General features: G+C 54.0%; 20 protein-coding genes. 9 read left to right on the forward strand and 11 right to left on the reverse strand.

Annotation, left to right across the window (positions count from 1 at the left end; genetic code table 11):
- Positions 1 to 89: 89 nt before the first annotated feature.
- The 5 genes from ACI0FJ_RS06190 to ACI0FJ_RS06210 all read right to left on the reverse strand — a co-directional run bounded on the left by ACI0FJ_RS06190 (position 90) and on the right by ACI0FJ_RS06210 (position 6,322).
- A complete protein-coding gene (locus ACI0FJ_RS06190) occupies positions 90 to 1,901 on the reverse strand; it encodes a methyl-accepting chemotaxis protein (protein ID WP_424300480.1) in 1,812 nt (603 codons plus the stop codon).
- A 544-nt stretch (positions 1,902 to 2,445) separates the two neighbouring features.
- Positions 2,446 to 3,105: a cytochrome b/b6 domain-containing protein gene (locus ACI0FJ_RS06195; RefSeq protein ID WP_424300483.1), complete on the reverse strand. Its 660-nt coding sequence runs from the start codon at positions 3,103 to 3,105 to the stop codon at positions 2,446 to 2,448.
- 4 nt (positions 3,106 to 3,109) lie between these two features.
- Positions 3,110 to 4,759 carry a tetrathionate reductase family octaheme c-type cytochrome gene (locus tag ACI0FJ_RS06200; RefSeq protein WP_424300486.1) on the reverse strand — a complete coding sequence of 550 codons (1,650 nt, stop codon included), beginning with the start codon at positions 4,757 to 4,759 and terminating at the stop codon, positions 3,110 to 3,112.
- Between the two features lie 53 nt (positions 4,760 to 4,812).
- The gene (locus ACI0FJ_RS06205; RefSeq protein ID WP_424300489.1) at positions 4,813 to 5,286 is read right to left on the reverse strand and encodes a FeS-binding protein; all 474 of its coding nucleotides are present in this window, start codon (positions 5,284 to 5,286) and stop codon (positions 4,813 to 4,815) included.
- On the reverse strand, positions 5,279 to 6,322 hold the full coding sequence (locus ACI0FJ_RS06210) for a 4Fe-4S dicluster domain-containing protein (RefSeq protein WP_424300492.1): 1,044 nt from the start codon (positions 6,320 to 6,322) through the stop codon (positions 5,279 to 5,281). The genes ACI0FJ_RS06205 and ACI0FJ_RS06210 overlap by 8 nt, the downstream gene beginning before the upstream one ends.
- Positions 6,323 to 6,591: 269 nt before the next feature.
- Between ACI0FJ_RS06210 and ACI0FJ_RS06215 the strand changes: the two genes are divergently transcribed.
- The 3 genes from ACI0FJ_RS06215 (at position 6,592) to ACI0FJ_RS06225 (ending at position 9,759) form a co-directional block, all read left to right on the forward strand.
- Positions 6,592 to 8,001, forward strand: a complete 1,410-nt coding sequence (locus tag ACI0FJ_RS06215; protein ID WP_424300494.1) for a sigma-54 interaction domain-containing protein — start codon at positions 6,592 to 6,594, stop codon at positions 7,999 to 8,001.
- Between the two features lie 199 nt (positions 8,002 to 8,200).
- Positions 8,201 to 8,662 carry a cytochrome c family protein gene (locus ACI0FJ_RS06220; protein WP_424300497.1) on the forward strand — a complete coding sequence of 154 codons (462 nt, stop codon included), beginning with the start codon at positions 8,201 to 8,203 and terminating at the stop codon, positions 8,660 to 8,662.
- A 137-nt stretch (positions 8,663 to 8,799) separates the two neighbouring features.
- Positions 8,800 to 9,759: an alpha/beta fold hydrolase gene (locus tag ACI0FJ_RS06225; RefSeq protein WP_424300500.1), complete on the forward strand. Its 960-nt coding sequence runs from the start codon at positions 8,800 to 8,802 to the stop codon at positions 9,757 to 9,759.
- Between the two features lie 372 nt (positions 9,760 to 10,131).
- Here ACI0FJ_RS06225 and ACI0FJ_RS06230 read toward each other — a convergent pair whose 3' ends face one another.
- Both ACI0FJ_RS06230 and ACI0FJ_RS06235 read right to left on the reverse strand, forming a co-directional pair.
- On the reverse strand, positions 10,132 to 10,539 hold the full coding sequence (locus ACI0FJ_RS06230) for a hypothetical protein (RefSeq protein WP_424300503.1): 408 nt from the start codon (positions 10,537 to 10,539) through the stop codon (positions 10,132 to 10,134).
- Between the two features lie 46 nt (positions 10,540 to 10,585).
- Positions 10,586 to 10,723, reverse strand: a complete 138-nt coding sequence (locus tag ACI0FJ_RS06235; RefSeq protein ID WP_424300505.1) for a hypothetical protein — start codon at positions 10,721 to 10,723, stop codon at positions 10,586 to 10,588.
- Between ACI0FJ_RS06235 and ACI0FJ_RS06240 the strand changes: the two genes are divergently transcribed.
- From ACI0FJ_RS06240 to ACI0FJ_RS06255, 4 genes are all read left to right on the forward strand, one after another.
- Complete coding sequence (locus ACI0FJ_RS06240) at positions 10,722 to 11,003, forward strand: Lrp/AsnC family transcriptional regulator (RefSeq protein WP_424300508.1); 282 nt, start codon at positions 10,722 to 10,724, stop codon at positions 11,001 to 11,003. The genes ACI0FJ_RS06235 and ACI0FJ_RS06240 overlap by 2 nt on opposite strands.
- 207 nt (positions 11,004 to 11,210) lie before the next feature.
- A complete protein-coding gene (locus ACI0FJ_RS06245; protein ID WP_424300511.1) occupies positions 11,211 to 12,320 on the forward strand; it encodes a glycosyltransferase family 4 protein in 1,110 nt (369 codons plus the stop codon).
- 193 nt (positions 12,321 to 12,513) lie between these two features.
- Positions 12,514 to 13,896 carry an ammonium transporter gene (locus ACI0FJ_RS06250; RefSeq protein ID WP_424300514.1) on the forward strand — a complete coding sequence of 461 codons (1,383 nt, stop codon included), beginning with the start codon at positions 12,514 to 12,516 and terminating at the stop codon, positions 13,894 to 13,896.
- A 19-nt stretch (positions 13,897 to 13,915) separates the two neighbouring features.
- Positions 13,916 to 14,245: a P-II family nitrogen regulator gene (locus ACI0FJ_RS06255; protein WP_424300517.1), complete on the forward strand. Its 330-nt coding sequence runs from the start codon at positions 13,916 to 13,918 to the stop codon at positions 14,243 to 14,245.
- Positions 14,246 to 14,858: 613 nt separating this feature from the next.
- Here the strand turns inward: ACI0FJ_RS06255 and tgt are convergent.
- The 3 genes from tgt to mutY form a co-directional block, all read right to left on the reverse strand.
- On the reverse strand, positions 14,859 to 15,986 hold the full coding sequence (gene tgt, locus ACI0FJ_RS06260; RefSeq protein ID WP_424300520.1) for a tRNA guanosine(34) transglycosylase Tgt: 1,128 nt from the start codon (positions 15,984 to 15,986) through the stop codon (positions 14,859 to 14,861).
- Between the two features lie 209 nt (positions 15,987 to 16,195).
- Positions 16,196 to 17,458, reverse strand: coding sequence for an EAL and HDOD domain-containing protein (locus ACI0FJ_RS06265; RefSeq protein WP_424300523.1), 1,263 nt, complete (start codon positions 17,456 to 17,458; stop codon positions 16,196 to 16,198).
- A gap of 216 nt (positions 17,459 to 17,674) precedes the next feature.
- On the reverse strand, positions 17,675 to 18,790 hold the full coding sequence (mutY, locus tag ACI0FJ_RS06270) for an A/G-specific adenine glycosylase (RefSeq protein WP_424300526.1): 1,116 nt from the start codon (positions 18,788 to 18,790) through the stop codon (positions 17,675 to 17,677).
- Between the two features lie 204 nt (positions 18,791 to 18,994).
- Between mutY and ACI0FJ_RS06275 the strand changes: the two genes are divergently transcribed.
- Both ACI0FJ_RS06275 and ACI0FJ_RS06280 read left to right on the forward strand, forming a co-directional pair.
- On the forward strand, positions 18,995 to 20,167 hold the full coding sequence (locus tag ACI0FJ_RS06275; RefSeq protein ID WP_424300529.1) for an ATP-binding protein: 1,173 nt from the start codon (positions 18,995 to 18,997) through the stop codon (positions 20,165 to 20,167).
- Positions 20,168 to 20,231: 64 nt separating this feature from the next.
- A complete protein-coding gene (locus ACI0FJ_RS06280) occupies positions 20,232 to 20,678 on the forward strand; it encodes a response regulator (protein WP_424300532.1) in 447 nt (148 codons plus the stop codon).
- A gap of 75 nt (positions 20,679 to 20,753) precedes the next feature.
- Here the strand turns inward: ACI0FJ_RS06280 and ACI0FJ_RS06285 are convergent, their stop codons facing one another.
- Entirely contained in the window at positions 20,754 to 21,947 is a 1,194-nt protein-coding gene (locus ACI0FJ_RS06285; protein WP_424300535.1) for an HD-GYP domain-containing protein, read from the reverse strand.
- Positions 21,948 to 22,404: the final 457 nt, after the last annotated feature.

Consider the following 22,404-nt stretch of genomic DNA (forward strand, 5'->3'; position numbering starts at 1 on the left):
CCATCTCCTAAAAAGAGTAGCCAGCATTACAGTTTCCGGGCCATCCTGCCCCCTATCGAAAGGTCTCCCACAGAAATGGCTGCATTCACTCAGCCCTGCTTCAAATCCTCAATCAACTGGTGAAGCGTGGTCATCTGTTCGGTAAGCCCCCGCACGGCTCTTGCCGTCTGGACTGCTCCCTCGGTCGCCTCGGTTGTGATCCTGTTGATGTCATCCACGGACCGGTTGATTTCCTCGGATGTGGCCGACTGCTCTTCCGCTGCCGTGGCAATGCTCTGAATCTGGGTGGCAGACATCTCGGAACTGTCCACAATCTCTTCCAGAACCACGCCGGACATGTCGGTCAGTTTTGCCGCATCGACAAGCTCCAGCACCGCTTCGTCCACCGCAGAGATGTTTTCCTTGACCAAATCCTGAATGCCCAAAACAGTCTGGCCAACTTCCTTTGTGGCTCCCATGGTCTTTTCCGCAAGTTTGCGGACCTCATCGGCCACCACGGCAAAACCACGTCCGGCATCCCCTGCCCGGGCGGCTTCAATGGCCGCATTGAGCGCAAGAAGGTTGGTCTGATCAGCGATATCTTCAATCACGGTCATTATCGCCCCAATCGCCCCCGTCTGATCTCCCAACCGGTCCATATTGTTTTTGAGCCGTTCCGTCCGGTCCTGGATAGACTGCATGGACTTTACGGAATTCTGTACGATTTCTGCCCCTTCCTTGGCCTTGTCCCGGGCAGTGGTCCCGGTTTCCGCCGCTTCGCTGGAACTACGGGCCACTTCAAAGACAGTAGCGTTCATCTGCTCCATGGCAGTGGCAGTTTCGGCTATCCGCTCACTCTGGATGATGGCTCCCTGGCGCATGGCTTCGGATTGCGTGGAAATTTGCGTGGATACATCGGCAATCTTGCCTATCACATCCTCCAACCGCCCGGCCGCCATACACATGCCTTCGCTCTTGGCTTTTTCCGCATTGCGCCGAGCCTCATCCGCCTCTTGTGCGGCTTTGTGAGCCACCTTGGCCTGCTCTTCGGCCAAGTGGCTCTGCTCCTCAATCTCATGGATGTTGCTGCTGAGCTCTTCCAACATGCGGTTCAAAGCATTTTCCAGCAGGGTAATTTCGTCATTCCCCCGCGCCTCGACCTTCACATCAAGGTCACCCTCGGCCACCTTTTGCGCCTTGGCTGTAGCTTCCTTGAGCGGACGAAGAATGCTGCGCACTATGCATATGGTAAGCGGCAACAAAAGGAGAAGAAACACAGCCCCCACGGCAATGCCTACATTGCGAAGTGCCGACTGAAGAATGCCGGACAACTTTTTGACTATATTTCCCTTTTGCGTCTTGATGTCATCAATATAAATCCCTGTAGCAACAAAACAGTCGGTTCCGGGGATAATTTCCGCATAAGCGAGCTTCGGGCTCGGCTCTTTTTCGCCGGGTTTGAAGAACCAGTAGGTGACGAATCCCCCCCCGGCTTTGGCCTTTTCGGCCAATTGCTTGATGTATGGATTCCCGAGCTTGTCTTTGGTTCCTATCCGGTTTTTCCCATGAAAGTCATGCCGCAGGGGATGGGCCATATTGCGCCCTTTGGTATCATAAATAAAATAGTACCCCTTGGTTCCGTAACGCACTGGCTGGATAGTTTCCCGCATTGCCAGTACAGGGTCGCTCCCCTCGGCTTCTGCTTTCTTGACTGCAGCGCCCAATCTGGTTGCAATGGTTTGCACCGAAAATTGAAGCGTTCGTTTATACCCGTCCAAAAGTACCCGTTCCGCTTCTACGGCAGACTCATTTTCTACTTCCACCAAGTAGTAAACCAACCCGCCGCAGGCCCCCAAAGCAAATCCCACCATAAGCACAATAAGAAAGATGACTCTCTTCGAAATTGTGAAATGTCTTAACATTTGGCACTTCCCGCGCTGAAATAATGACATGGAACTGACTGGTATTCACACCTCACTTATATTATTTTTCCATTCTTTTGTAGTGCGTATTCAGATAAAAATTCACCAACACAAAAGCAAAAAAATAAATAATATCAATAATAATTATTATTATGGTAAAACAGAGAAAGGACGTAAGTATCTAGCCCCTTACCGTCTCAGCACTCAATTTAAAATCCGGGCGGATAAAGACTCGAAAAGCCCACCAGAACATACATTTTTTCTTTAACAAGGCGAGTGGAGAAAAAACACTGGCTGTACTGGAATCTGAGCATCTTCAATTAATTCGTAAAATTTGTTCTATTCAATAAAAAAATCACAACAAACATAATTCTTCTCCATTAAAAAACGAATCAATACCCACACAAACAAAGCATGCTGGTTCTCAAGACATCAATAACCACTTTGTAGTTAATTAAGTCACTTTAATACCACGCAAAAGCGCCCCTTTGGCATTACCAAAGGGGCACTCGCTTTTTATGCTGCCAACAAGAGACGGAAACGCTTATTTATGCCGCTTTTCCCACTCCGCTACAGGCTCTTCCTTTTCAACCTCTTCCCAACCAGTGATCATACCCTTGATATGGGCGAACAGGCTGTGCCCGGTGGTGGTCATGTAAATATGGATGACCACAAAGGCCAGAATACCGAAGGCGCCCGCCATATGCAGCAGGGCAATAGTGCGCAGGGTCAGGTCGCTAATGCCCCACTCTCCCCAGGAGTTGTAGCCCCAATAGAGGAAGCCGGTAATCATCTGGAACGGTAGCAAGAACATGGCAATGGACAGATACGTCAGGCGCTGCAACGGGTTATGCTTGGCCTCCTTGCGCTTGGGAACCGGATGCGGCTGTCCGGAAAAGATGCCGAAGGTATAGTATTGAATAACCTGAAACACCTTCTTGGTGGTTGGAATGTATTGCTTCCACTCCCCCGTGGTAAACACCCAGAACACAAAAAAGGCAAAGGTGATGAGCCAGGTGATTCCAAGGAAGTTGTGCCACTGCACGGCCCGTTTGAAGCCCAGCAGTGTAAAGCTGCCGTGCACTTCCAGCCCGGTGACGAGAAGGACCGTGATAATGGCCCCCTGAAACCAATGCCAGAAACGCTCGTAGCGGGTGTACAGGTATATCTTGGTCATCTTGTGGGTATTGTTCATGGCAGCCATGGCTCTACCCCCTCCTCTTTCTGGATACGATGCGCATCAGCCCGTGTATGAGCACGGCGATAAATGCGGCAATGGTCGCGCCCCAGCCAATCATGTCCAAAGTCTTGCTGTGGTCGCGTCCAGGGATGTACACGCCTGTAACTCCCGCCAGACGGCTCTGCGCACTGTGGCACTCGGAGCAGTTGACGGTCTGTTCGCGAGGGGCAACCATGTGGGTTGTCGGATAATAATACTCCGTCTCCACAAAACCGACTTCCCCGGAGAACGGCAAATCCACATAGTTCATGGCAGAGGTGATGGCCTTCTTCCAGTCCCAGTCCGCCCAATACGCACCGCTCCCCTTCTTGCCGAACAGGTGCGGCATCACCATCTGGTTGAGCTTGGCATCGTACGGCTGCTTTCCGCGGTGCACCTTGAACGGCATAATCCGTGAGTTCGGATCGTCAGACGCGCCCACAGGCTGGTTGATGGCCACAATCTGGCTGGGATCGATCTTGTCCGTAACCAACTTGTGGCTCATGGCGCCATTGAACCAACGGTACTCGGGCGTCACATTCTTTGCCCAGATGAAATCGCCCTTCTTGGAATCGTACGAGGGCTTGCCCAGCGGGCCCATAACCTGGAACGGCTTGCCGTCCTTCTTCTTGCCAGCCTTGGACCAGTCCCACCACATCTTGGTGGGCTTGACCCGGGCAAAGGCAGGAATATGGCAGGTCTGACAGGCTACCTTGTCGGTATGATCGTTGGCCTTGTTCTCCACCTTGTGCGGTCTGGCGCTGTGGCAGGACTCGCAGGCAATCTTGCTGGCAAGGTCGGCCTCGGTCAGACTTATGCGCTCGGGAGCCGCAGGGATGGTGTACAGACGCCCGGCTATCTGGTGTTCCTTGGTCGTATGGCAACGCTGGCAGGTGAAGTTCAGGCCGTCCTCGTCCATATGCACGTCCAGGGACTTCTTGGGCTTGAACAGGGAAGAATCCAGATCGCCATGCTTGACGCCGTCGCCCCCGCCACCGCTGAAATGACAGGTTCCACAGTTGACGCGGTCGGGCCGCCCCACACTTTGGGCTATCTTGTTCCAGTCGGGCGGGTAGTATGTCTTCTTGTTGCCCTTGAATACGGTTTCCTTGGTAACGGGATATCCCGCCCCCGCAGGAAACTTCTTGTAGGTGTGCGTTGTATCGTGGCAGACCACGCAGTCGATCTTGTTCTTGGCCTTGAAGTCGAAGTTCTTGTCCTTCCAGCCATATCCGATATGGCACGAGGTGCAACGGGGTTCGTTGGATGGGACGGAAACGCAGAAGTTGTTGAGCGTTTTTCCGTACTTGCCCATATTGGCACCATCCCCGCAGTTGGGACAGATCCATGTCCAGTGGATGGTGTGGTGGATTTGATCCGCCGCCAAAACATGGCAGGACAGACAGGCCTCGGTCACCTGTTCCGGCTTTTCAAAGTTCTCCTGCAAGACCTTGAACTTGGAATGGTCGGCTGTGGTCCACTTGCCACCGGGGGCCTTTGTTGCCTGCTGAGCCAACCTCCGGCCGGGGGCCTTTTCATCGCCTTCCGGCTCGGCCCTCAGCTCCGGACACAAGAATCCCAGCAAAAGAAGCGGCACGACCGCCAGGGTCATTGCCATCTGCATCCTGATCTTCCGCATGTCGCCTCCTTGGTCGCCAATCAACTTTCCAACACCCTTTCCCTTATCCCTTCCTACGAATCCCAAACTCCCTTTCGTTGCAGATAGGCCCTGGCACCGGCGGCCAAAGCTCCCAAAGCGGTAATCCCAAGCAGGATAACCGCTCCCAGATGCACCATGTCTATGGTGAAAACAAACTTCGGCCCCAAAAACACATCCGGCTCGTTCTTGAGCACCCGGAAGATGCCGGAAACCACAATCAGGGCCAGCAGCCCCACCCGAATCCGGCCCGATACGCTAAGCCGCCAGTTCCACCGCCAGCGCACGACATACATGGCCGCCATGTAGCAAACCACGGCCAGAAACACGGCGGCCAGGACATAATGAAACTCGTTGACGAAATAAAAATCCGCAGACCACCCCATTCCGGGCAGGTCGGCGATGAAATAACGCTTGGTGATCGGCATCTGGGAAAAGCCGGTAAATGCCAGCAGCACCATTAATAAGGTATATATACGACGCAGCCAGACAGAAGCGGGACTATTCATGGTCGCCCTCCCCATGGCTGTTCCGGCCGTTTTTCTTGCTTGCTTCATCATCTTCCTTCACGCCCCGGATCACCGTGGCTGCAGCCGCAGCAATGCCAGCCAACGGCGCGGCAAAAACAGCAACCGAAAGCTTCTCCTGAGGTGCCAATGTGTTCTTCACAGGTTTGAGGTGCGGCTTGCCCGGCCCCTTTTCCACGGCCTTGTTCAACTCGCTAAAGGGTACGGGAGAGAGATAAATCGTGTTTGTACCACCGTTTTCCTCCAGCCCGTACAAATACCATCCCCTCTCCTCGGCCAGCTGCAGGGCTTCGGCCATGATCTCCTTGCGGGGACCGATCTTCTGCACCTGCTCCGGACAAACTTCGATGCAGGCGGGAGTTTCTCCCTGCGCAACGCGATCATAACAGCGGTCGCATTTGTACATCACTCCGTTACCGGCAAAACGAGGCAAAACATCCATATAGAGGCCAACGCCGCTTTGCCGTTGCGGGATGTGCCAGGGGCAGACATTGCGGCACTTGGCCCCGCCGAAACAGAAGTCCGCGTCTATGCGGACAATGCCTTCGGCCTGCTTGCGCGCAGCCCCAAAGGGACAGAGGTCCGCGCATGGCGGGTTGACACAATGCAGACATCGTCTGGGAATGTTGATCTCGTAGCTCTCGCCGTTGTGTTCCACTTCGGCGGTCTGGATATAAAGCCAGTTGTACGGCGTAAGCCGGTCGTCCACATCGCGCCGATTCGACCAATCTTCTATCTTCACGCGGGAAACCGGCGAGGATACGGGCATCTTTCCCGTAGGTTCTGGATACTTGTGACCGTTCACTTCGTGGCAGGCGTCCACGCAGGCCCCGCAGGCTATACACTTGCTTACATCAAGCAGCGTGCACAATTCCTCTCCAGCCCTTCCCTCTGGAAGGGAAACATCCTCGGACGCGTTGGCCTTTGCCGGCCTTGAGAGCGCGGCTGATGCCGCCCCGGCCCCCAGCGCGGCGAAAAATCCCCGTCGCGAAAGGCCCTTATGCTGATTCTTAGACATACCTTATCCTATCATAAAAATTGATGGTGTCCACTTTCATTGAGATACCCAAAGCAGAATCCATGCCGACGTCTTACCCGACAAGACAAGTTGTAACACTCTGATTTTGTAAATTTTATAAAATCAACAAATTCTCACACGTCGCAACGGGCTATACAACTGCATAGACACCTGCTAAGAACCTAGAATTCACCTACCAAAACGACATATGGAATACTCTTTCCGGGAAGGATTTACCACGGACTCGTGGTTGAAGACGAAAGGACAGCATGAGCACAGACGAATATAACAAGTTCATGGGCAACATTGTGGAAACCATGAACGACGGGCTTTTTCTGGTACGTACGGACGGCACCATCGCCATGGTCAACGACGCGCTGCTGCGCTTGACCGGCTATTCGCGCGACGATCTGCTGGGGAAACCGTGCACAATGCTGGACTGCGACGTCTGCCGCAAGGCCCGCTCCCTGGGGCGCGGCCATTGGTGCCGCATGTTTGATAGCGAACCGGACCACCGGAAGCCCTGCCACATGCGCCGCAAGGATGGCGCATACGTGCACGTGCTGAAAAACGCCTCCATTCTCAGGGACGGAGACAAGGTAATCGGCGCGGTGGAAACGGTCACGGACCTCACCGAATTGGGCCGAAAGGACGAAACCATCCAGGAGCTGAAACGCCTGCTCGGCACGGAAGACAGCTTTTACGGTCTTGTAGGCCGCAGCGAGGCCATGCAGCGGGTCTATTCGCTTTTGGAAAGGGCCGCGCAAAGCGACGCTCCGGTCATACTGTACGGCGAATCCGGCACAGGCAAAGAACTGGCTGCCCATGCCATTCACGAACTCGGCAAGCGTTCGGAGGGGCCGTTCATCCAATGCAACTGCGCGGCACTCACGGTCTCCCTCTTGGAAAGCGAGCTTTTCGGCCATGTAAAAGGAGCCTTTACCGGAGCGTACCGCCACCAGATAGGCAGATTCGAAGCAGCCCATGGCGGCGACCTGTTTCTGGACGAAATTGGCGATGCGCCGTCTGAAATTCAGGTAAAGTTGTTGCGCGTTCTGGAAACCAAGCGGTTCGAACGGGTGGGCGACCACCGCCCCATCAAAGTGGACGTACGCATCATCACGGCAACCAACCGCGACCTGCCCCGTTTGGTGCAGTCCAACGACTTCCGGGAAGACCTGTTCTTCCGCATCAACGTCATCCCCATCACCATGCCGCCCTTGCGCGAACGGCGGGAGGATATCCCCCTGCTTGCCGAACACGTTCTGCGCCGCAAACGGAGTGCAGGAAGCATTATTCGCGGGCTTTCCCCGCAGGCCATGCGGCTGTGCATGCAATACGCCTGGCCGGGCAATGTACGCGAACTGGTCAGCGCCATGGAATACGCCGCAGTCGTTACCGACGGCGAGCTGATCGAACCGGCCCACCTGCCTCCCGGCATAGCCAATGGAGACAGTGTTTGCCCACCTGCCCAGAACATCCCGGCCCCGCAGGAAGCACCAGAAGAACACGCCTCCACAACAAATATGGCCGACGAAAAAGAAGCACTGCTTCGTGCGCTGAAGCAGACCTCGGGCAATAAAAGCCAGGCCGCGCGCGTGTTGGGCGTATCGCGTATGACAGTGCTGAACAGAATGCGCAAATACGGGCTGAACACCAAGACGGTCATCACCTCATAATGCAGGCAGCCTTCCCGTTCCGGGAGAGCTCCTCCCCTACGCCGCCCCCTTACCGAAAAGCAAACAGGTAACTTGCAAACAAAAACATATACGCATATATGATCACCTTTCACATATAGTCAAAAGACGGCCAAACCACTTGGCGGGGGGCCGGGCTTATATACCCTTTCTGCAGTGCTCACACAGGAGTTTTGCGCCAATGCGTGTTCTTTTACTTGCGATTACCCTGATTTTTGGGGGAATTCTTCAAGCTACCGCACAGGATACCGCTGCCAATCTCTATGTAGGCTCCAAACGTTGCGCAGAGTGCCACCCTGACGAGTACCATAATTTTTCCACCCACTCCAAAAAGTCAAAGTCATGGGACAGCGTGGCCATCATGCAATCCGACCTGACTCCCCAGGAACTGGAAGGATGCTACGACTGCCACACCACGGGCCACGGCAAACCAGGCGGGTTCGTCAACATCAAGGAGACCCCGAACCTGGCGGAAGTGGGTTGCGAAACATGCCATGGTCCGGGACAGCAGCATGTGGAATCGGACGGCGACCCGGAACTTATAAGCCGCAAGCTCACAAGCCAGGATTGCATGCGTTGCCATAACGAGGAACGCGTCGCCAACTTCAGGTTCAAACCGCTCATCGTCAGCGGAGCGCATTAATTCGCGGGAGGTACGTCTCCCGCCGAACAACACTTGTTTTCTCTGCATTTGCCCAGACAGAATGCTTCTCTACGTTGGTAAAAACGGTTAATAGGCGATTTCAACACCATACCGCTATCAACCGCAAGGAGCGAGCAATGTTCATACTGCGCAATCATGCGACTTTCCGAAGGCACCGGGCCTTTCCTATGCTCTGTGCCCTTCTCGCTCTTCTTGCCCTTTCCGCCTGCAGTGCCCGCACCATCCACTACGCCCCAACGCCGGAAACCGTACACATTGTCCACCTGAAAAATCAGGACATTGGCTATCGACTCGTTGGAGAAAAAACAGATGCCTGCCCTCTGCTGCTTGTTATGGGGTATGCAGTCACCATGGATTCATGGGACCCGATGCTGGTCCAGCAGCTTGCCAACGGGCGGCAGGTCATACTGTTCGACAACAGGGGCACGGGCTATTCCACAGCCTCCCCCACGGCTTCCCCCACTGGTTCCTCGAAGCCGTTCAGCCTGCAGGAGCTAGCCCAGGATGCAGCTGCCCTGCTTGACCATCTCGGCATGGACCAAGCCGACGTCATGGGCTGGTCCATGGGCTCGATGGTCGCCCAGGAAATGGCACTGCGCCATCCCGAAAAAGTACGCAAAGTCGTACTTTATGCCACGGATTATACGAGCGACGAGGTTGTCAGAATAATCTCCGACCCGACAACCTTCGGCTCGGCGCAGGAAGGCCCGATCCATCTTTTTCCCAAGGAGTGGATAAAGGCACATCAGGATATCGTGCGTGCCATTCCGCCGGGAGCGCACCCAGTGACTCCTGCCATGGCCGAAAGGCAGCTCAATGCCATTGCGAAATGGCAAGGAACCGCATCCCGTCTGCCCGGACTGCAACAGCCCTTGCTGCTGTTCGTCGGTCAGAACGACACAATCACCGCACAGAACAAAAGTCTGGATATCGCGTCCATGGTGCCGGGAAGCTGGCTTGTCCGAATCAAGGGCGGCGGGCACGGAATCATGTTCCAGGCCCCACAGGATATGGCCCGCATAGTGGACACCTTTCTGCGCGTCCAACAGAATGTGTCGCCGGGGAACGAACAATAATAGCTCATGGGGCCCGCCCCAGCCCGCAGAAAAGATACAATAGTTTGGTTGCTTCAACAAAAACAAGGCCGACGCGTTTAGAGGACGACGCGTCGGCCTTGTTTTTTCAGCCAAGCCATTTGTCAGTGCCTACCAGGCGTTCGGATTCGGATTCTGCAATCACATGGCAGTCTTTGTAATGCCTTCCGCACGCACTCCAAAGGCTACTCCGATTTCTTACGGAGCGGGAGGATTTCACAAGAAAGCCCCAAAGCAGGCAATACTGTCGAAAGCAACAAAATTGGAATATACGGAAGCAGCCAAACAAAAATCTTGTGTCGGCTGCAAGAATCGTCTGTCCTGCGGCAACAAGAGAATTTAAGAAAGAGGGGACTATCTGAGGATGGTCATGTCTTCCGCATCAGGCACTCTGGCTCCGAGGGACCGCATTTCATCGGTGGTCTGGCGGAGTTCCGTACGGGTTTGCTTTGCCCTGCGATAGCGGGCGTCCAGCCTGGCGGCACAAACGACTCCAGCCACAACCGTGGAGGCCAGAGAAAACTTGCCAAAGAGTTCGAAATCTCCCTTGGAAAAGATAAAAACGCCCAAGACAACGCTGAAAAAGATGCAGAGCACGGCGTAAAGGAAGATATCCCTTTTAATGCCCCGCAACGCCCAGACGTGCATGGCGGCTATAAAATTGAGAAGTTCCAGGCGCTCTTCGCCCTGGTCCTCCTGCTCCGTAGACATATTTGTGTCCTGTTCGGCTTTGGAGTCCGTAGTGAACAGGTTGATCGGCATAATTCCGAGTCCTTGGGTCAAAAGATTAACTAAGGTAAGGTACCAATTAGACCTCTCGGCACATGAGCACCATTATATTTTCGGCCATTTTCCCTGCCGCATGGCTGCTTGCAGCACCGCCTCCATGTGGGATAATCTCTGCGTATTCTTCCCCGATTTCATCAAACACACAGGAGATCATCATGGTCACCGCCATTGTTCTGCTCAAAGTCCAGCCCCGCAAAGTCAACGACGTCGCCAACGCCCTTTTGGAGCTCGACGGCGTGAGCGAAGTGTATTCCGTTGGAGGCCGTTACGATATTGTTGCCATGGTACGGGCCAAGGATAACGACGACCTGGCCGCAACGGTTACGGAAGGATGCCTGACTGTGGATGGCATTGAACAGTCCGAAACCCTTATTGCCTTCCGTGCCTTTTCCCGGCACGACCTTGAACACATGTTTTCCCTGGGCGGCGAAGAATAGCCCCACCAGTAAATAACAATAACGTCTACTGGAGCGGGATGGCCGATGAATGTCGACCGCCCACGCCACAAAAGCACGGGGCGGGAGTGTTTTCCCACTTGCACAACGAGTAGAATCGTAATTCTACAAATTATCGGCAGGTTGGCGGAACCCAGCACTCTCGCCTGCGGCTTGCCTTTTTCAGGGGGAGTCGCCATAGTCCCGCCCATGCGAGTAATACAAGTCGTCAATGTCCGGTTTTTCAACGCCACTGCCTGGTACGGACTGTATTTGGGGCAACTTTTCGAGCAGGCCGGACACGAGTCGCTCTGCCTGGTGCTGCCCGGCACCGAGGCCGAGGATTATGCCCGGAAAATGGGTGTTTCCCACCTCGCCCTGAACTGCAATACAACCAATCCGCTGGAAGTCGCCCACCTGTACATCCAATTGCGGCGGCTGGTGAAGGATTTCCAGCCGGACATCGTGAATTGCCACAGGGGGGAGGCCTTTATTTTGTGGGGGTTGCTGCGCAAACAGCTGCCCAGCTTCCGGCTGGTTCGCACCCGAGGCGACCAACGGCTCCCCAAGAACAACATTTTCAACCGTTGGCTGCACGGTCAGGCTGCCGATGCCGTGGTCGCCACCAACTCCCGTATGGCGCGGCACTTCCAGGATACCATGGGACTTCCCGCGGAAAAGTTGTGGACCATCCTCGGAGGCGTCGACAAAAACATCTACCACTTCGACCCGGAAGGACGGAGCCGCGTTCGTGCAGAATTCGGCTATTCTGACGACGATGTTGTCATCGGCATGGTCGGACGGTTCGATATGGTCAAGGGCCAGCACGATTTCATTCAGGCTGTTTCCCAATGCCACCACCAGTACGGGCTGCGCAACCTTAAAATCCTTTTCGTGGGTTTTGCTACAGATACGTCGGAGGAAGAGGTCTGGCAGTGGTGCCGTCAGTACGGAGTGCGCAAAATTACAAGCATCAGCGGCACACGCCACGATTTGGCCGCATGCATCAGCGCACTGGATATCGGAGTTTCCGCCTCGCTCTTTTCCGAGACCATAGCCCGTGCCCCCATGGAGATAATGGCCTGCAATCGTCCCCTGGTTGCCACCCGGGTCGGCGTGTTGCCGGATATTGTCCCGCCTTCCGGCATTGTCCCCCCCAAAGACCCGTCCGCCCTGGCCTCCACGCTTACACAAGTGGTGGTGGACGCCGCCTACAGAAACAATTTGCTGCAACGTGAACAGGAAATTATGAGCCAATTTGGTGGAAAAGATTTTCTTCGCCAGACATTGGTTATGTACCAAGGGTTGCTCGGAGTCTAATTAAACATTAATGTAAACTAAACAGAGTTACGACCCCATCACATCTTGCTCAATTTACATTTTTGTCTTTATCAAAATGGTGCTTTTTATTTTTATACTATAATTTCAATGAGTTAAAAAAACGGCACGCCTTGTGCAATAAGACCTCCTGATGACGCTTTCCAATGCCGCGCAAACCAAGGAGGTTTTTCATATGTTGCGCAGTTCCAACTCAATTTTCAAAATTTTGCCCGTGGGTTGCCTTACCTTGGCCGCCCTCCTCGTCCCTGTTTCAGGCCATGCTGCTGATATAGCATCCCTGAGCCAGGACAACGCCAACATCCTTTGGACCCTGGTGGCCGCAGTACTGGTCATGTTCATGCAGGCTGGCTTCGCCTGTGTCGAGGCAGGTTTCACTCGTGCCAAAAGCGCTGGCAACATTCTTATGAAGAACTTTCTCGATTTTGGTGCCGGACAGATCGTATTCTTCATGTTCGGCTTCGCCCTGATGTTCGGCCCCGATATCGCGGGCGGTTTCATCGGAGCCGGTAACTTCTTTCTCTCCGACTTCACTCTTGACTACGGAAATCTGGATGGCTTCGGCTTCACTTTCTGGTTTTTCCAGAGCGTCTTCGCAGCCACGAGCGCTACCATCGTTTCCGGCGGCATTGCCGAACGCATGAAGTTTAGCTCGTACATCTTTGTCAGCATCCTCGTGACCGCCCTCATCTATCCCATTTCCGGCCACTGGGCCTGGGGAAGCCTGAATGGTGACGCTTCCGGCGGTTGGTTGGAAGCCCTCGGCTTCATGGATTTCGCCGGTTCCACCGTTGTTCACTCTGTCGGCGGCTGGGTTGCCCTTGCCGGAGCCCTGGTCATCGGCCCCCGTATCGGCAAGTACGCTCCCGACGGAAAGGCCAACGCCATCCCCGGTCACAACATTCCTTTGGCCGCTCTGGGCGTATTCATCCTCTGGTTCGGTTGGTTCGGTTTCAACCCCGGCTCCACCACCACTGCAGACAACACCATCGGCCTGATCGCCGTCAACACTTCGCTCGCCGCCTGTGCCGGTGTGCTCGGAGCCATGGCTATATCCTGGATGCGTTTCGGCAAGCCAGATATGTCCATGACCATGAACGGTGCCCTGGCTGGCCTGGTCGGTATCACCGCCGGTTGCTACACTGTATCTCCCGTTGGTTCCATCATCATAGGTCTTATCGCTGGTCTCCTGGTTGTCCTGTCCGTAGAGTTCATTGACAAAGTCCTGCGCATCGACGATCCCGTCGGCGCTGTTTCCGTGCACGGCGTCTGCGGCGCCTGGGGTACCCTGGCAGTTGGTCTGTTCACGGTTCCCGGACTCAACGACGGTGCTGGCGGACTGCTCTACGGTGGCGGATTTGGAATGCTGGGTGTACAGCTTCTGGGTGTAGTTACCGTCTTTGCCTGGGCATTCGGCATGGGTCTGATCGCCTTCAAGCTGGTGGGTGCCTTCAGTGGCGGCCTGCGCGTAAGCCCGGAAGAAGAACTCAAGGGCCTGGACATCTCCGAACACGGCAGCGAATCGTACGCCGGGTTCCAGATCTTCCGCACGGAATAGCAGTAAAAAGGAGGAACGCATGAAACTCATCATAGCATACATACGCCCGGAAAAGCTTAACGCAGTAAAGCAGGCCCTGTACGCAAAAAACATCTACTCCCTGTCCGTAACCAACGTGTTGGGCAGCGGCCGCCAGGGCGGATTCACGGAAACGTACCGCGGAGTGGCCATGGAAGTGAACCTGCTGAAAAAACTGCGCATCGACCTGGTAATTTCCGATGATCTCGAAGATATGATCATTGAGACCATAGCCGAGAGTTCCAGAACCGGAAAGGAAGGCGACGGCGTGATCTTCGTCCAGGAAATTGCCCGCACCAAGCGCATCCGGACCGGAGAAGACACCCTGTAAGAACACTGAACATTCATTGACTTCCATCCCCTTGTGCTCCGGCGGTTCCCCTCCGCCGGAGCTTTTCTTTTCTCCCCAGGGTGCGTTACGTGGTGCGATTGCGGCGTTGTTTCGAAAAACTCAGAGCCTCGCGTATAAAAGAATACGCTTCGAACCTGAGTTTTCCTCACGCCTGGCACTCGCACCACGTAACGCACCCTGGTTTTAAATTTGAGTCTGCTTGTTAAAAGAAAAAAAGAAGAAAAGGAAAGACAGAAAATCACAGATGCAGGACGGTTGCGGCGTTGTTTCGAAAAACTCAGAGCCTCGCGTATAAAAGAATACGCTTCGAACCTGAGTTTTCCTCACGCCTGGCACTCGCACCACGTAACGCACCCTGGTTTTAAATTTGAGTCTGCTTGTTAAAAGGGAAAAAGAGAAGAAAAGGGAAGACAGATAATCACAGGTGCAGGACGGTTGCGGTGTTGTTTCGCAAGCCCCAAAGCCTTGCGTACAAAAGAATACGCTTCAAACCTGAGTTTTCCCGTACCGCCACGATCAGAGCAACCACGTAAAAAAAGCCCCCGCATCACAACAATGCAGGGGCTTTTCTATTTTCAAAAAAATCCGCAAATCAGACTGGTGTTTCTCCGGGATACACTGCTTCCACGGATGCACGATACTCTTCGAAGCGCCCTTCCTCGATAGCCTTACGCGCGCCTTTGACCAGTTCAAGGAAGTAATGCACGTTATGTATGGAGTTGAGCCGGTAGGAAAGCAGCTCCTTGGCCATGTACAAATGGCGCAAATAGGCTTTGGAAAAAGTCCTGCAGGTATAGCAGGAGCAATTCGGATCAAGCGGTTCGTCGTTTTCCTTGAACTCCGCCCTCTTGATGTTGACCTTGCCCTGGGAAGTAAAGAGCGTCCCGTTGCGCGCATTGCGCGTGGGCAGAACGCAGTCGAACATGTCGATTCCCGTTCTGATGCCGTTGAGGATATCCATGGGCGTTCCCACCCCCATCAGATAGCGCGGCTTGTCCTGCGGCAAAAGCGGTGCGGTATAACGCATCAGGGAAAGCATTTCAGGCTTTGATTCCCCCACGGAAAGACCGCCGATGGCAAAACCGTCAAAATCTATTTCCATAAGCTCCTGCGCACTCATCTTGCGCAGATCCTCGTAAAAACCGCCCTGTACGATGCCGAACAACAGCTGGCCGTTTTTTCCCTTGGGATGGGCCTCACGGCAGCGCCGTGCCCAGCGGGTGGTCATCTTGAGGGAACGCTCGGTATACTCCCTGTCCGCCCCATAGGGCACGCATTCATCCAATACCATCATTATGTCCGAACCGATGTTGTTCTGGATGGACATCACCTTTTCCGGAGAAAAGAAATGTTTGGACCCGTCGATATGCGAACGGAACTCCACCCCTTCCTCCGTGATGGTACGCAGCCCCGCAAGGCTGAAAACCTGGAACCCGCCCGAATCCGTCAGGATGGGGCCGTCCCAGCGCATAAACTCATGCAGCCCGCCCCTGCGGGCAAGCATTTCGTCGCCGGGACGCAGGTACAGGTGGTAGGTATTGCCCAAAATGATCTTGGCGTCCGCATCGTGCAGGTCGGCCGGGCATAACGATTTAACAGACCCCACCGTACCGACGGGCATAAAAATAGGAGTAGGCACCACGCCGTGCGCGGTTTGCAGTTCGCCGCGCCGGGCCAATCCGTCGCGCGCCAGGACCTTGAAATCCCCAGGAACAGTCATACGTTTCACCTCTGCGTGTTCTTGTCCGGGTGGGATACGGTTTCAGCCCTGCGGGGTCAAGCCCGCCTCCGCCTTATCCTTCTCCCAGACCTGCCCAAACGAAAAGACGGATGCAAACATCTGTTCGTCATCCGGCCTGTCGTTGCCCCGTAAATGGGCCCGTCTTTTGCGATGTGCTGCCCGCCATCATGCACCGGGCAGGTATTTTCTTATACGTTTCCGAAAAACGAATTTGCCCACAGAAGGGAATCGTAATAGCAGCGAGCAACCAGAAGCGGATCGAGCTTGAGCTTGCGCAACAGAATATCGAGATTGTCCCAGTTGCCGGTTTCAAAGCTCACGGAAATTTCCAGCCAAGGGGAATAGTGGTTGCTTTTGCCGTCCAGGGCGTCGCGCAGGTCGTCCTCCAACGGAATGCAGGAAAGCACTTCCTTCATGGGCAGGTCGAGCATGGAATCGAGCAGCGAGAACAGGCCGAGCAGAAACAGACTGCTGGACTGTCCGCCCTGGTCATGCTTCAACGCAACCTGTTCCAAAAATTTGCCTCGTACGGCAGAAAGGTATGGAAGCTCAGAGGGTTTGCTGGACGGAAGAAGATCCGTAAGGATTATCAGCCGCAGCCAGTTGCGGACCTTCCGCCATCCCAAAATGACCACAGCCTGCTTAATGGAACGGATTTTCTCGGGAAAAGAAAAAGCCGCCGAGTTCAGGTAGGTAAGCAAGCGGTAGCTAAGGGACACGTCGGTACGCACGGTGTCGGCAAGCCCGTCGAAATCTGGATCGCTGCGCTCTATAAGGCGAAAAAGGCTCAGTCGCGAAGCCTGATTGGAATTGATTTTCCGGCCCGGCATCATTTCGGGACGTTTGAAAAAATACCCTTGAAAAAGCAAAAAACCCAAATCCTTTGCCAGCCGGTAGCTTTCCATGGACTGTACACGCTTGGCAAGCAGCTGGGCGTCTCTGGGCGCACGCTGCAGAAGAGCCTGGATGTGTGAAGAAGACTTGCCGAGAATATCCACAATGAGAACGTCCGCCAGCCGATACAGGGAGTACAGTGACGGCGTTGCCTCAAAGCAATCCAGGGCCAGCACGTACCCGTCGTCGCGCAAACGCTGCAGAGCAGTCTCAAATTCCGGGGATTTTTTCTCGGGCGGTGAAAACTTGACCACGGTATCCTCTGCGGGCAACGCATAGGGGACCTGGTCCAGTATGGACTTGGGAGTAAAGTTGACGATAAGCTTTTTGGGCTGGGTTCGCCCTATCTCCGGGTGTATAAAGGCACTGGCAGCCACCTGCAGAGTGGCTGCATCGGAATCCGTAAACGTTGCCGCCGTGGCGTCACCCCTGTCCCTGTAGAGGAGTTCATATCCCCATACGGTAGGACCTTCGGAGAATACGGGCTGCCTGGCAAAATACGTGGGGATATACAATTCGTCACTGGGGTTGTCTGCCTGCTCTGTACTTACAGCCATCAAACCTCTCCTGCTTATGCCGGAATACGCCGACCACGCTTCTTTGGATAATGCTAAGTCTGTAAATTCAACATCAAAATAAAATCCTCTCGGCACATCCCCGAAACCGAAAGTCCCCTCCTAGTGGGGAATGTTCTACCTTTTGTCGGCAGAAATGTCGATCAACACCTTGTCATACTAAAATTTTTTCAAATTACGTAACCCCCTCGCAGGGAGTCACTTTTGTTTCAGGCGACGAGTAAACTCCGGCGATTCACGTATTTGTTCAATAAGCTTTCTATGACCAGCCGGAAATGCATACTCGCCGAGGTGCTCCGGGCGAACCCAAAGATACTCCTGCGCAGCGTGCAGGACGGGTGTGGAACTGCTTCCGTTAAGTCCACAATAAAAGCAATGCAGGCTCACCCTGTACTTTGTGTACCCGTGCCGGATGGTGGTGATGGGCATGATATCGGCAAGGTGAAACTCGGTTTCCTCCACGTATTCCCGCTCCAAAGCCTGGGCCGCAGTCTCTCCCTCCTCCACGGAACCACCGGGAAATTCCCAGAGATTCGCCCACACTCCGGAGGCTGGTCGTTTTTGAATGAATATCCGTCCATCATGTATCAGCACGCCCGTAGCCACCTCTATGGGAATGTAGGCTGCCGCTTTACGCGGGACCGGACGTTCAAAAACAATATCCAGCTCGTATGCCCGGCAGCGGTCCATAACAGGACAGGCCGAACAGCGCGGTTTTTTAGGCAAACAGACCAGCGCACCAAGCTCCATCACCGCCTGGTTGAAGTCCCGGGCCTGATCCTGCGGCATGAGGGAAGCAGCCAATTCCGTGATACGGCGGGCCGTATCCACCTGTTTGGGAGGTGTGTCGATATCGAACAAACGCGCCAGAACACGCTCCACATTGGCATCGACCACTGGAACGGGCCGGTTGTAGGCTATGCTGGCAATGGCTGCCGCCGTATACGGGCCTATCCCGGGTAGGGACCGGAGCACTTCCGGATCGTCGGGGATGCGTCCATCATACCTTTCGCAAAGTATCCTGGCGGTTTTTTGAATGTTCATGGCCCGCGAGTAATACCCCAGCCCTTCCCAATGGTTCAGAATCTCTTCTTCCGAGGCATGGGCAATGTCGCAGGGCGTTGTAAAACGATCTATCCAGCGTGAAAAATAAGCGACTCCCCGCTCCATCTGCGTCTGCTGAAGCATTATTTCTGATATCCAGACGTGATACGGCTCATAATCCCTTCTCCACGGAAGGTCCCGACCATTGCGCGTAAACCATTCGACAAGCCGACGACCTGTCTCCTGATTGGTTCGTTCTTGATTGCTCATAGGAAAACCGGCGGGTATATTTTTAACTCTCTTTCAGGTAAGAAAATATGCAGGACTAGCTTATGCTTGGTACGTTACCCGGCTGGCCTGCGGACCGAAAGGTAAACCAGCATAAAGCACTCACGATCTTATGTAGTTTTTCATCCTAATTCAGTTCCGATTGCTTGAAAAGCGCTTTTTAGTCACACCGCCCAAGGGGAAGGTATGGACAAGTCATATAAGCATCTGAACGTTTTGATAGCCGGGGGAGACAAGGCCACACGGCAGCAGATCAAAGCGGCCTGCGGAAGGTGCGGCATGCTGTCCAAACATGTTTCCACCGGACAGGAAGCCGTTGAGTACTTCAAGGACAAACGGCCCCCCATTGTGGTGGTGGGCCTGAACCTGGAGGACATCTCCGGGTTCATGCTCATAAAACGCATCAAACGGCTGGCCTGGTTTACGGACTTTATCCTCTTCCATCATGCGCCAGGAACCGCTCAAATCATCGAGGCAGTGCGTAGTTTCGCCTCGGACGTTCTTCCTTTCCCCGCAACGGATAAAGAATTGGACGACGCCCTTTTGCGCGCCGCCAACCGTCTGGAAATATACCAGCGCATCCAGAAGAACGATCTCGACATTCGTGGACAGGTCGAAAAACAGCTCAAAATAATATCCCACGACAATAAAAACTACATCCACAGCGCGAGCCAAAGCCTGGAAATTCTGGTCAATGAACTGGAGCACGGCCCCCTGTCCCTGCTGGACAACGCTGCGCGCCAATCCATTCTGTGCCATCTGGACGTAGCCATGCAGGCCCTGAAAATGAGCTACGAGCGCAACCTCAAAGTTCTGGACGAGGGACTGCGTGAAGACGTGCACGGTGCCATCGACGCCTTCAGGGATTTCGATATTACCGCCCTTATCCGCAAATGCTGCGAGGATATGCAAACCGTGGCGGCTACCCGTTCCGTACACATCAAACTTTTCATACCTCCCGACCCTTCGCCTTTTTTCGGGCTGGAGCGCGGCCTGTACCACGTGCTCACCAACCTCATACACAACGCCGTAAAATTCTCCCCACGCGGCGGAGAGGTTCGCATATATCTGGACCCCGGCAAGAAAGATGAAGACGGGCTGCGCACTCTCACGCTCAAGGTCTCGGACGACGGCCCCGGATTTCCCTACGACGAAGAAGACGTTCAGACAGCCCCCTCCGGCATCTGTTGCCCGGAGGATATCCTCAACGATTTGGAGGAAGAGGCTCCGGAACAGGGAACAGGATTCGGCCTCTCGTTCATCCGCGACATTGTGGAGCGGCACGTGGGTACCATGACGAAAGGAAGCAGCTCTACGGGTGGTGCGAATGTGACAATCTCCCTGCCCGTTCTTGAATAACCAACAAACAGCCGGGCTAACGAACACCACCCCAAAGGAATATCGCAAGAATGCAGGAGGAATTATGGACCAAAGACTACGCCGTGCGATTCATCAAAAACTTTCCGGTCTCAAGGTGCTGGTTGTGGACGATATGGGGCCGAATATCAAAAACTACGTCTACTTTCTCTCCCAGATGGGGTTTGAACGCAACAACATTACCCATGCCAAGGACGGTCTGCAAGGGCTTCTGAAAATGACAAAGATCCGGCCCGATCTGATTTTGACGGACTGGAACATGCCCATGACCGACGGGCTTCAGATGGTCAAAAAGGTTCGCTCGGTAACGGCCTTCAAGGATACCCCCATAATCATGATCACAGCCGAAGCGGACAAGGACGTGAAGCAGGCCGCGCCCTTCGTCAACGCGGTTCTGAAAAAACCCTACACCATGGCCGATGTGGAGGAACGAATCTACGACGCCCTGGCCCAATATTTTCTCAAAAAACTCAAGAAAGAACCCACGGCCTGAGCACAGCAAGCAGAAGACAATATCCAGCCACACGGGCCGAACAAACAAAAAGGAAGGCGAAAGGCTTGGAGGCAGTTAGCAGGAGGTATCCTGCAGAATTTTCATAAGCAGGCTGGTAATGGATGGATCGTATTTTTTCTGATCCTTGAACAGGGCAACCGCTGCCTCCAAAGGCTTTTTCCCTTTGGCATAGGGCTTCTCGGCTATCATGGCCGCGTACGAGTCCGCAACACTGCAAATACGCCCCATAAGACTCAGTTTTTCACCCCGCAGTTTGCTCGGATATCCGCTTCCGTCCAGGCGCTCATGGTGTTCACAGGCACACTGCAACGCTACTTCACCGCTCAGCCCCAAAGAAGTCAGGATATCCACGGAAAGCTGCACATGCTCGTGCACCCGTCGCCGCTCGTCGATACGCAGCCCCTGCTCCTTGTCGGTAATGAACTTGGGAATCTTGCACATGCCGATGTCGTGCAGAAAAAGCCCTCTGGAAACGGAAAAGAGCGAGGCTTTGCTCAGATTTTCCTTGTCCTTATACATATAGATGGCCAATCCCATCACCGCCACATTGACCATCTTGTTTTCCGGCAAGTTGTTGAAATGCAGGTAGCAGATCAGCTCGAAAATAACCTTCACGTTGCGGCCAATGCATTCTACAAAAATATTCAGATCGTGTTCGAACTTCTCGTAGGACTCCCGCACCGGGCTTTTGAAAAGTTCATCCAGCCGGTAGGCCAGCGCCTTGAAAAGTGTTTCCGCTATTTCATTGGGCTTGAGGTTTTTATCCAGCAAAACCAGATCAAGCTGGCGGGTCATGTAGCTGGTGTAAATATCGTGCTGGGACCGGGCCACAAACAAACGGCCTTCGCGGCACATGTCCACGATTTTCGAACGAAAGGAATAGTGCATCCGCTGCCCCGCCCGATAGGTGGGAATAAGCGACGAGGCTTCCTCGTTGTAGCGGTACAGGTCTATGGGGTAGCAGAATTTGGGGAAGGCTTCCAAAATGGCCGAGCCAAGCTGATAATACTCGTCGTGGATGGAACGGGCGGAAACCTCCACGGCTTCTTCGGAACCGAGGTCCTCGGCGAGGTCGTCCGCGGTAAGGACATCCTCTTCCCCCAGCTCCAGGTCATCCGAATCCCCGTCGAAACAAACCGCCGGAAACTTGCCTGATGCCGCAGATTCAGACTGGGGCGATTCATGGGAATCGTCCGGCGTTGCCGTCTGCTCTTTGTTTGGCAGTGATTGTTTTTCGTCTTCCGCCACAAGGGTCTCCAAAACTAGATCTACGCGCCACCCATGGAACAAACAAGTGACTCTACTGAAAACGATAGTTTTGAAAACATGTTTTTCGCTTCGTCGTCAACACACTGCAGCGCAAAACAGAAGCTTCTCGTCTCCACAGTAGGTCTTTAAATACACGAAATCCATATAAAACGCGACTATTAATACCGGTAAGGTAAAAGAGCGTTTTCAAAAGTTCAATCTGGCAGACCGTGGGCAACGTTGCAATGGAGATCAGTACACCGTGTTAAAAAACACATACCACCGAGTTTGTCCGCACATGTGGATACCATTGAAACACCAAACAAACGAAAGTTCAATTCATAGTGCACGGTACAATTTTTTGTTCCGAATCAGACCGTCGTCCGGGAACAAAGAAAAGTCCGGGAAAAGAAGCCGCTCCAAACCGCGTATGGCGCAGACTGTGCCGTCAAGTCCA

Origin of the sequence: Desulfovibrio sp. 7SRBS1 (genome assembly GCF_049723905.1) — a bacterium.
In the GTDB taxonomy this organism is placed as follows: domain Bacteria; phylum Desulfobacterota; class Desulfovibrionia; order Desulfovibrionales; family Desulfovibrionaceae.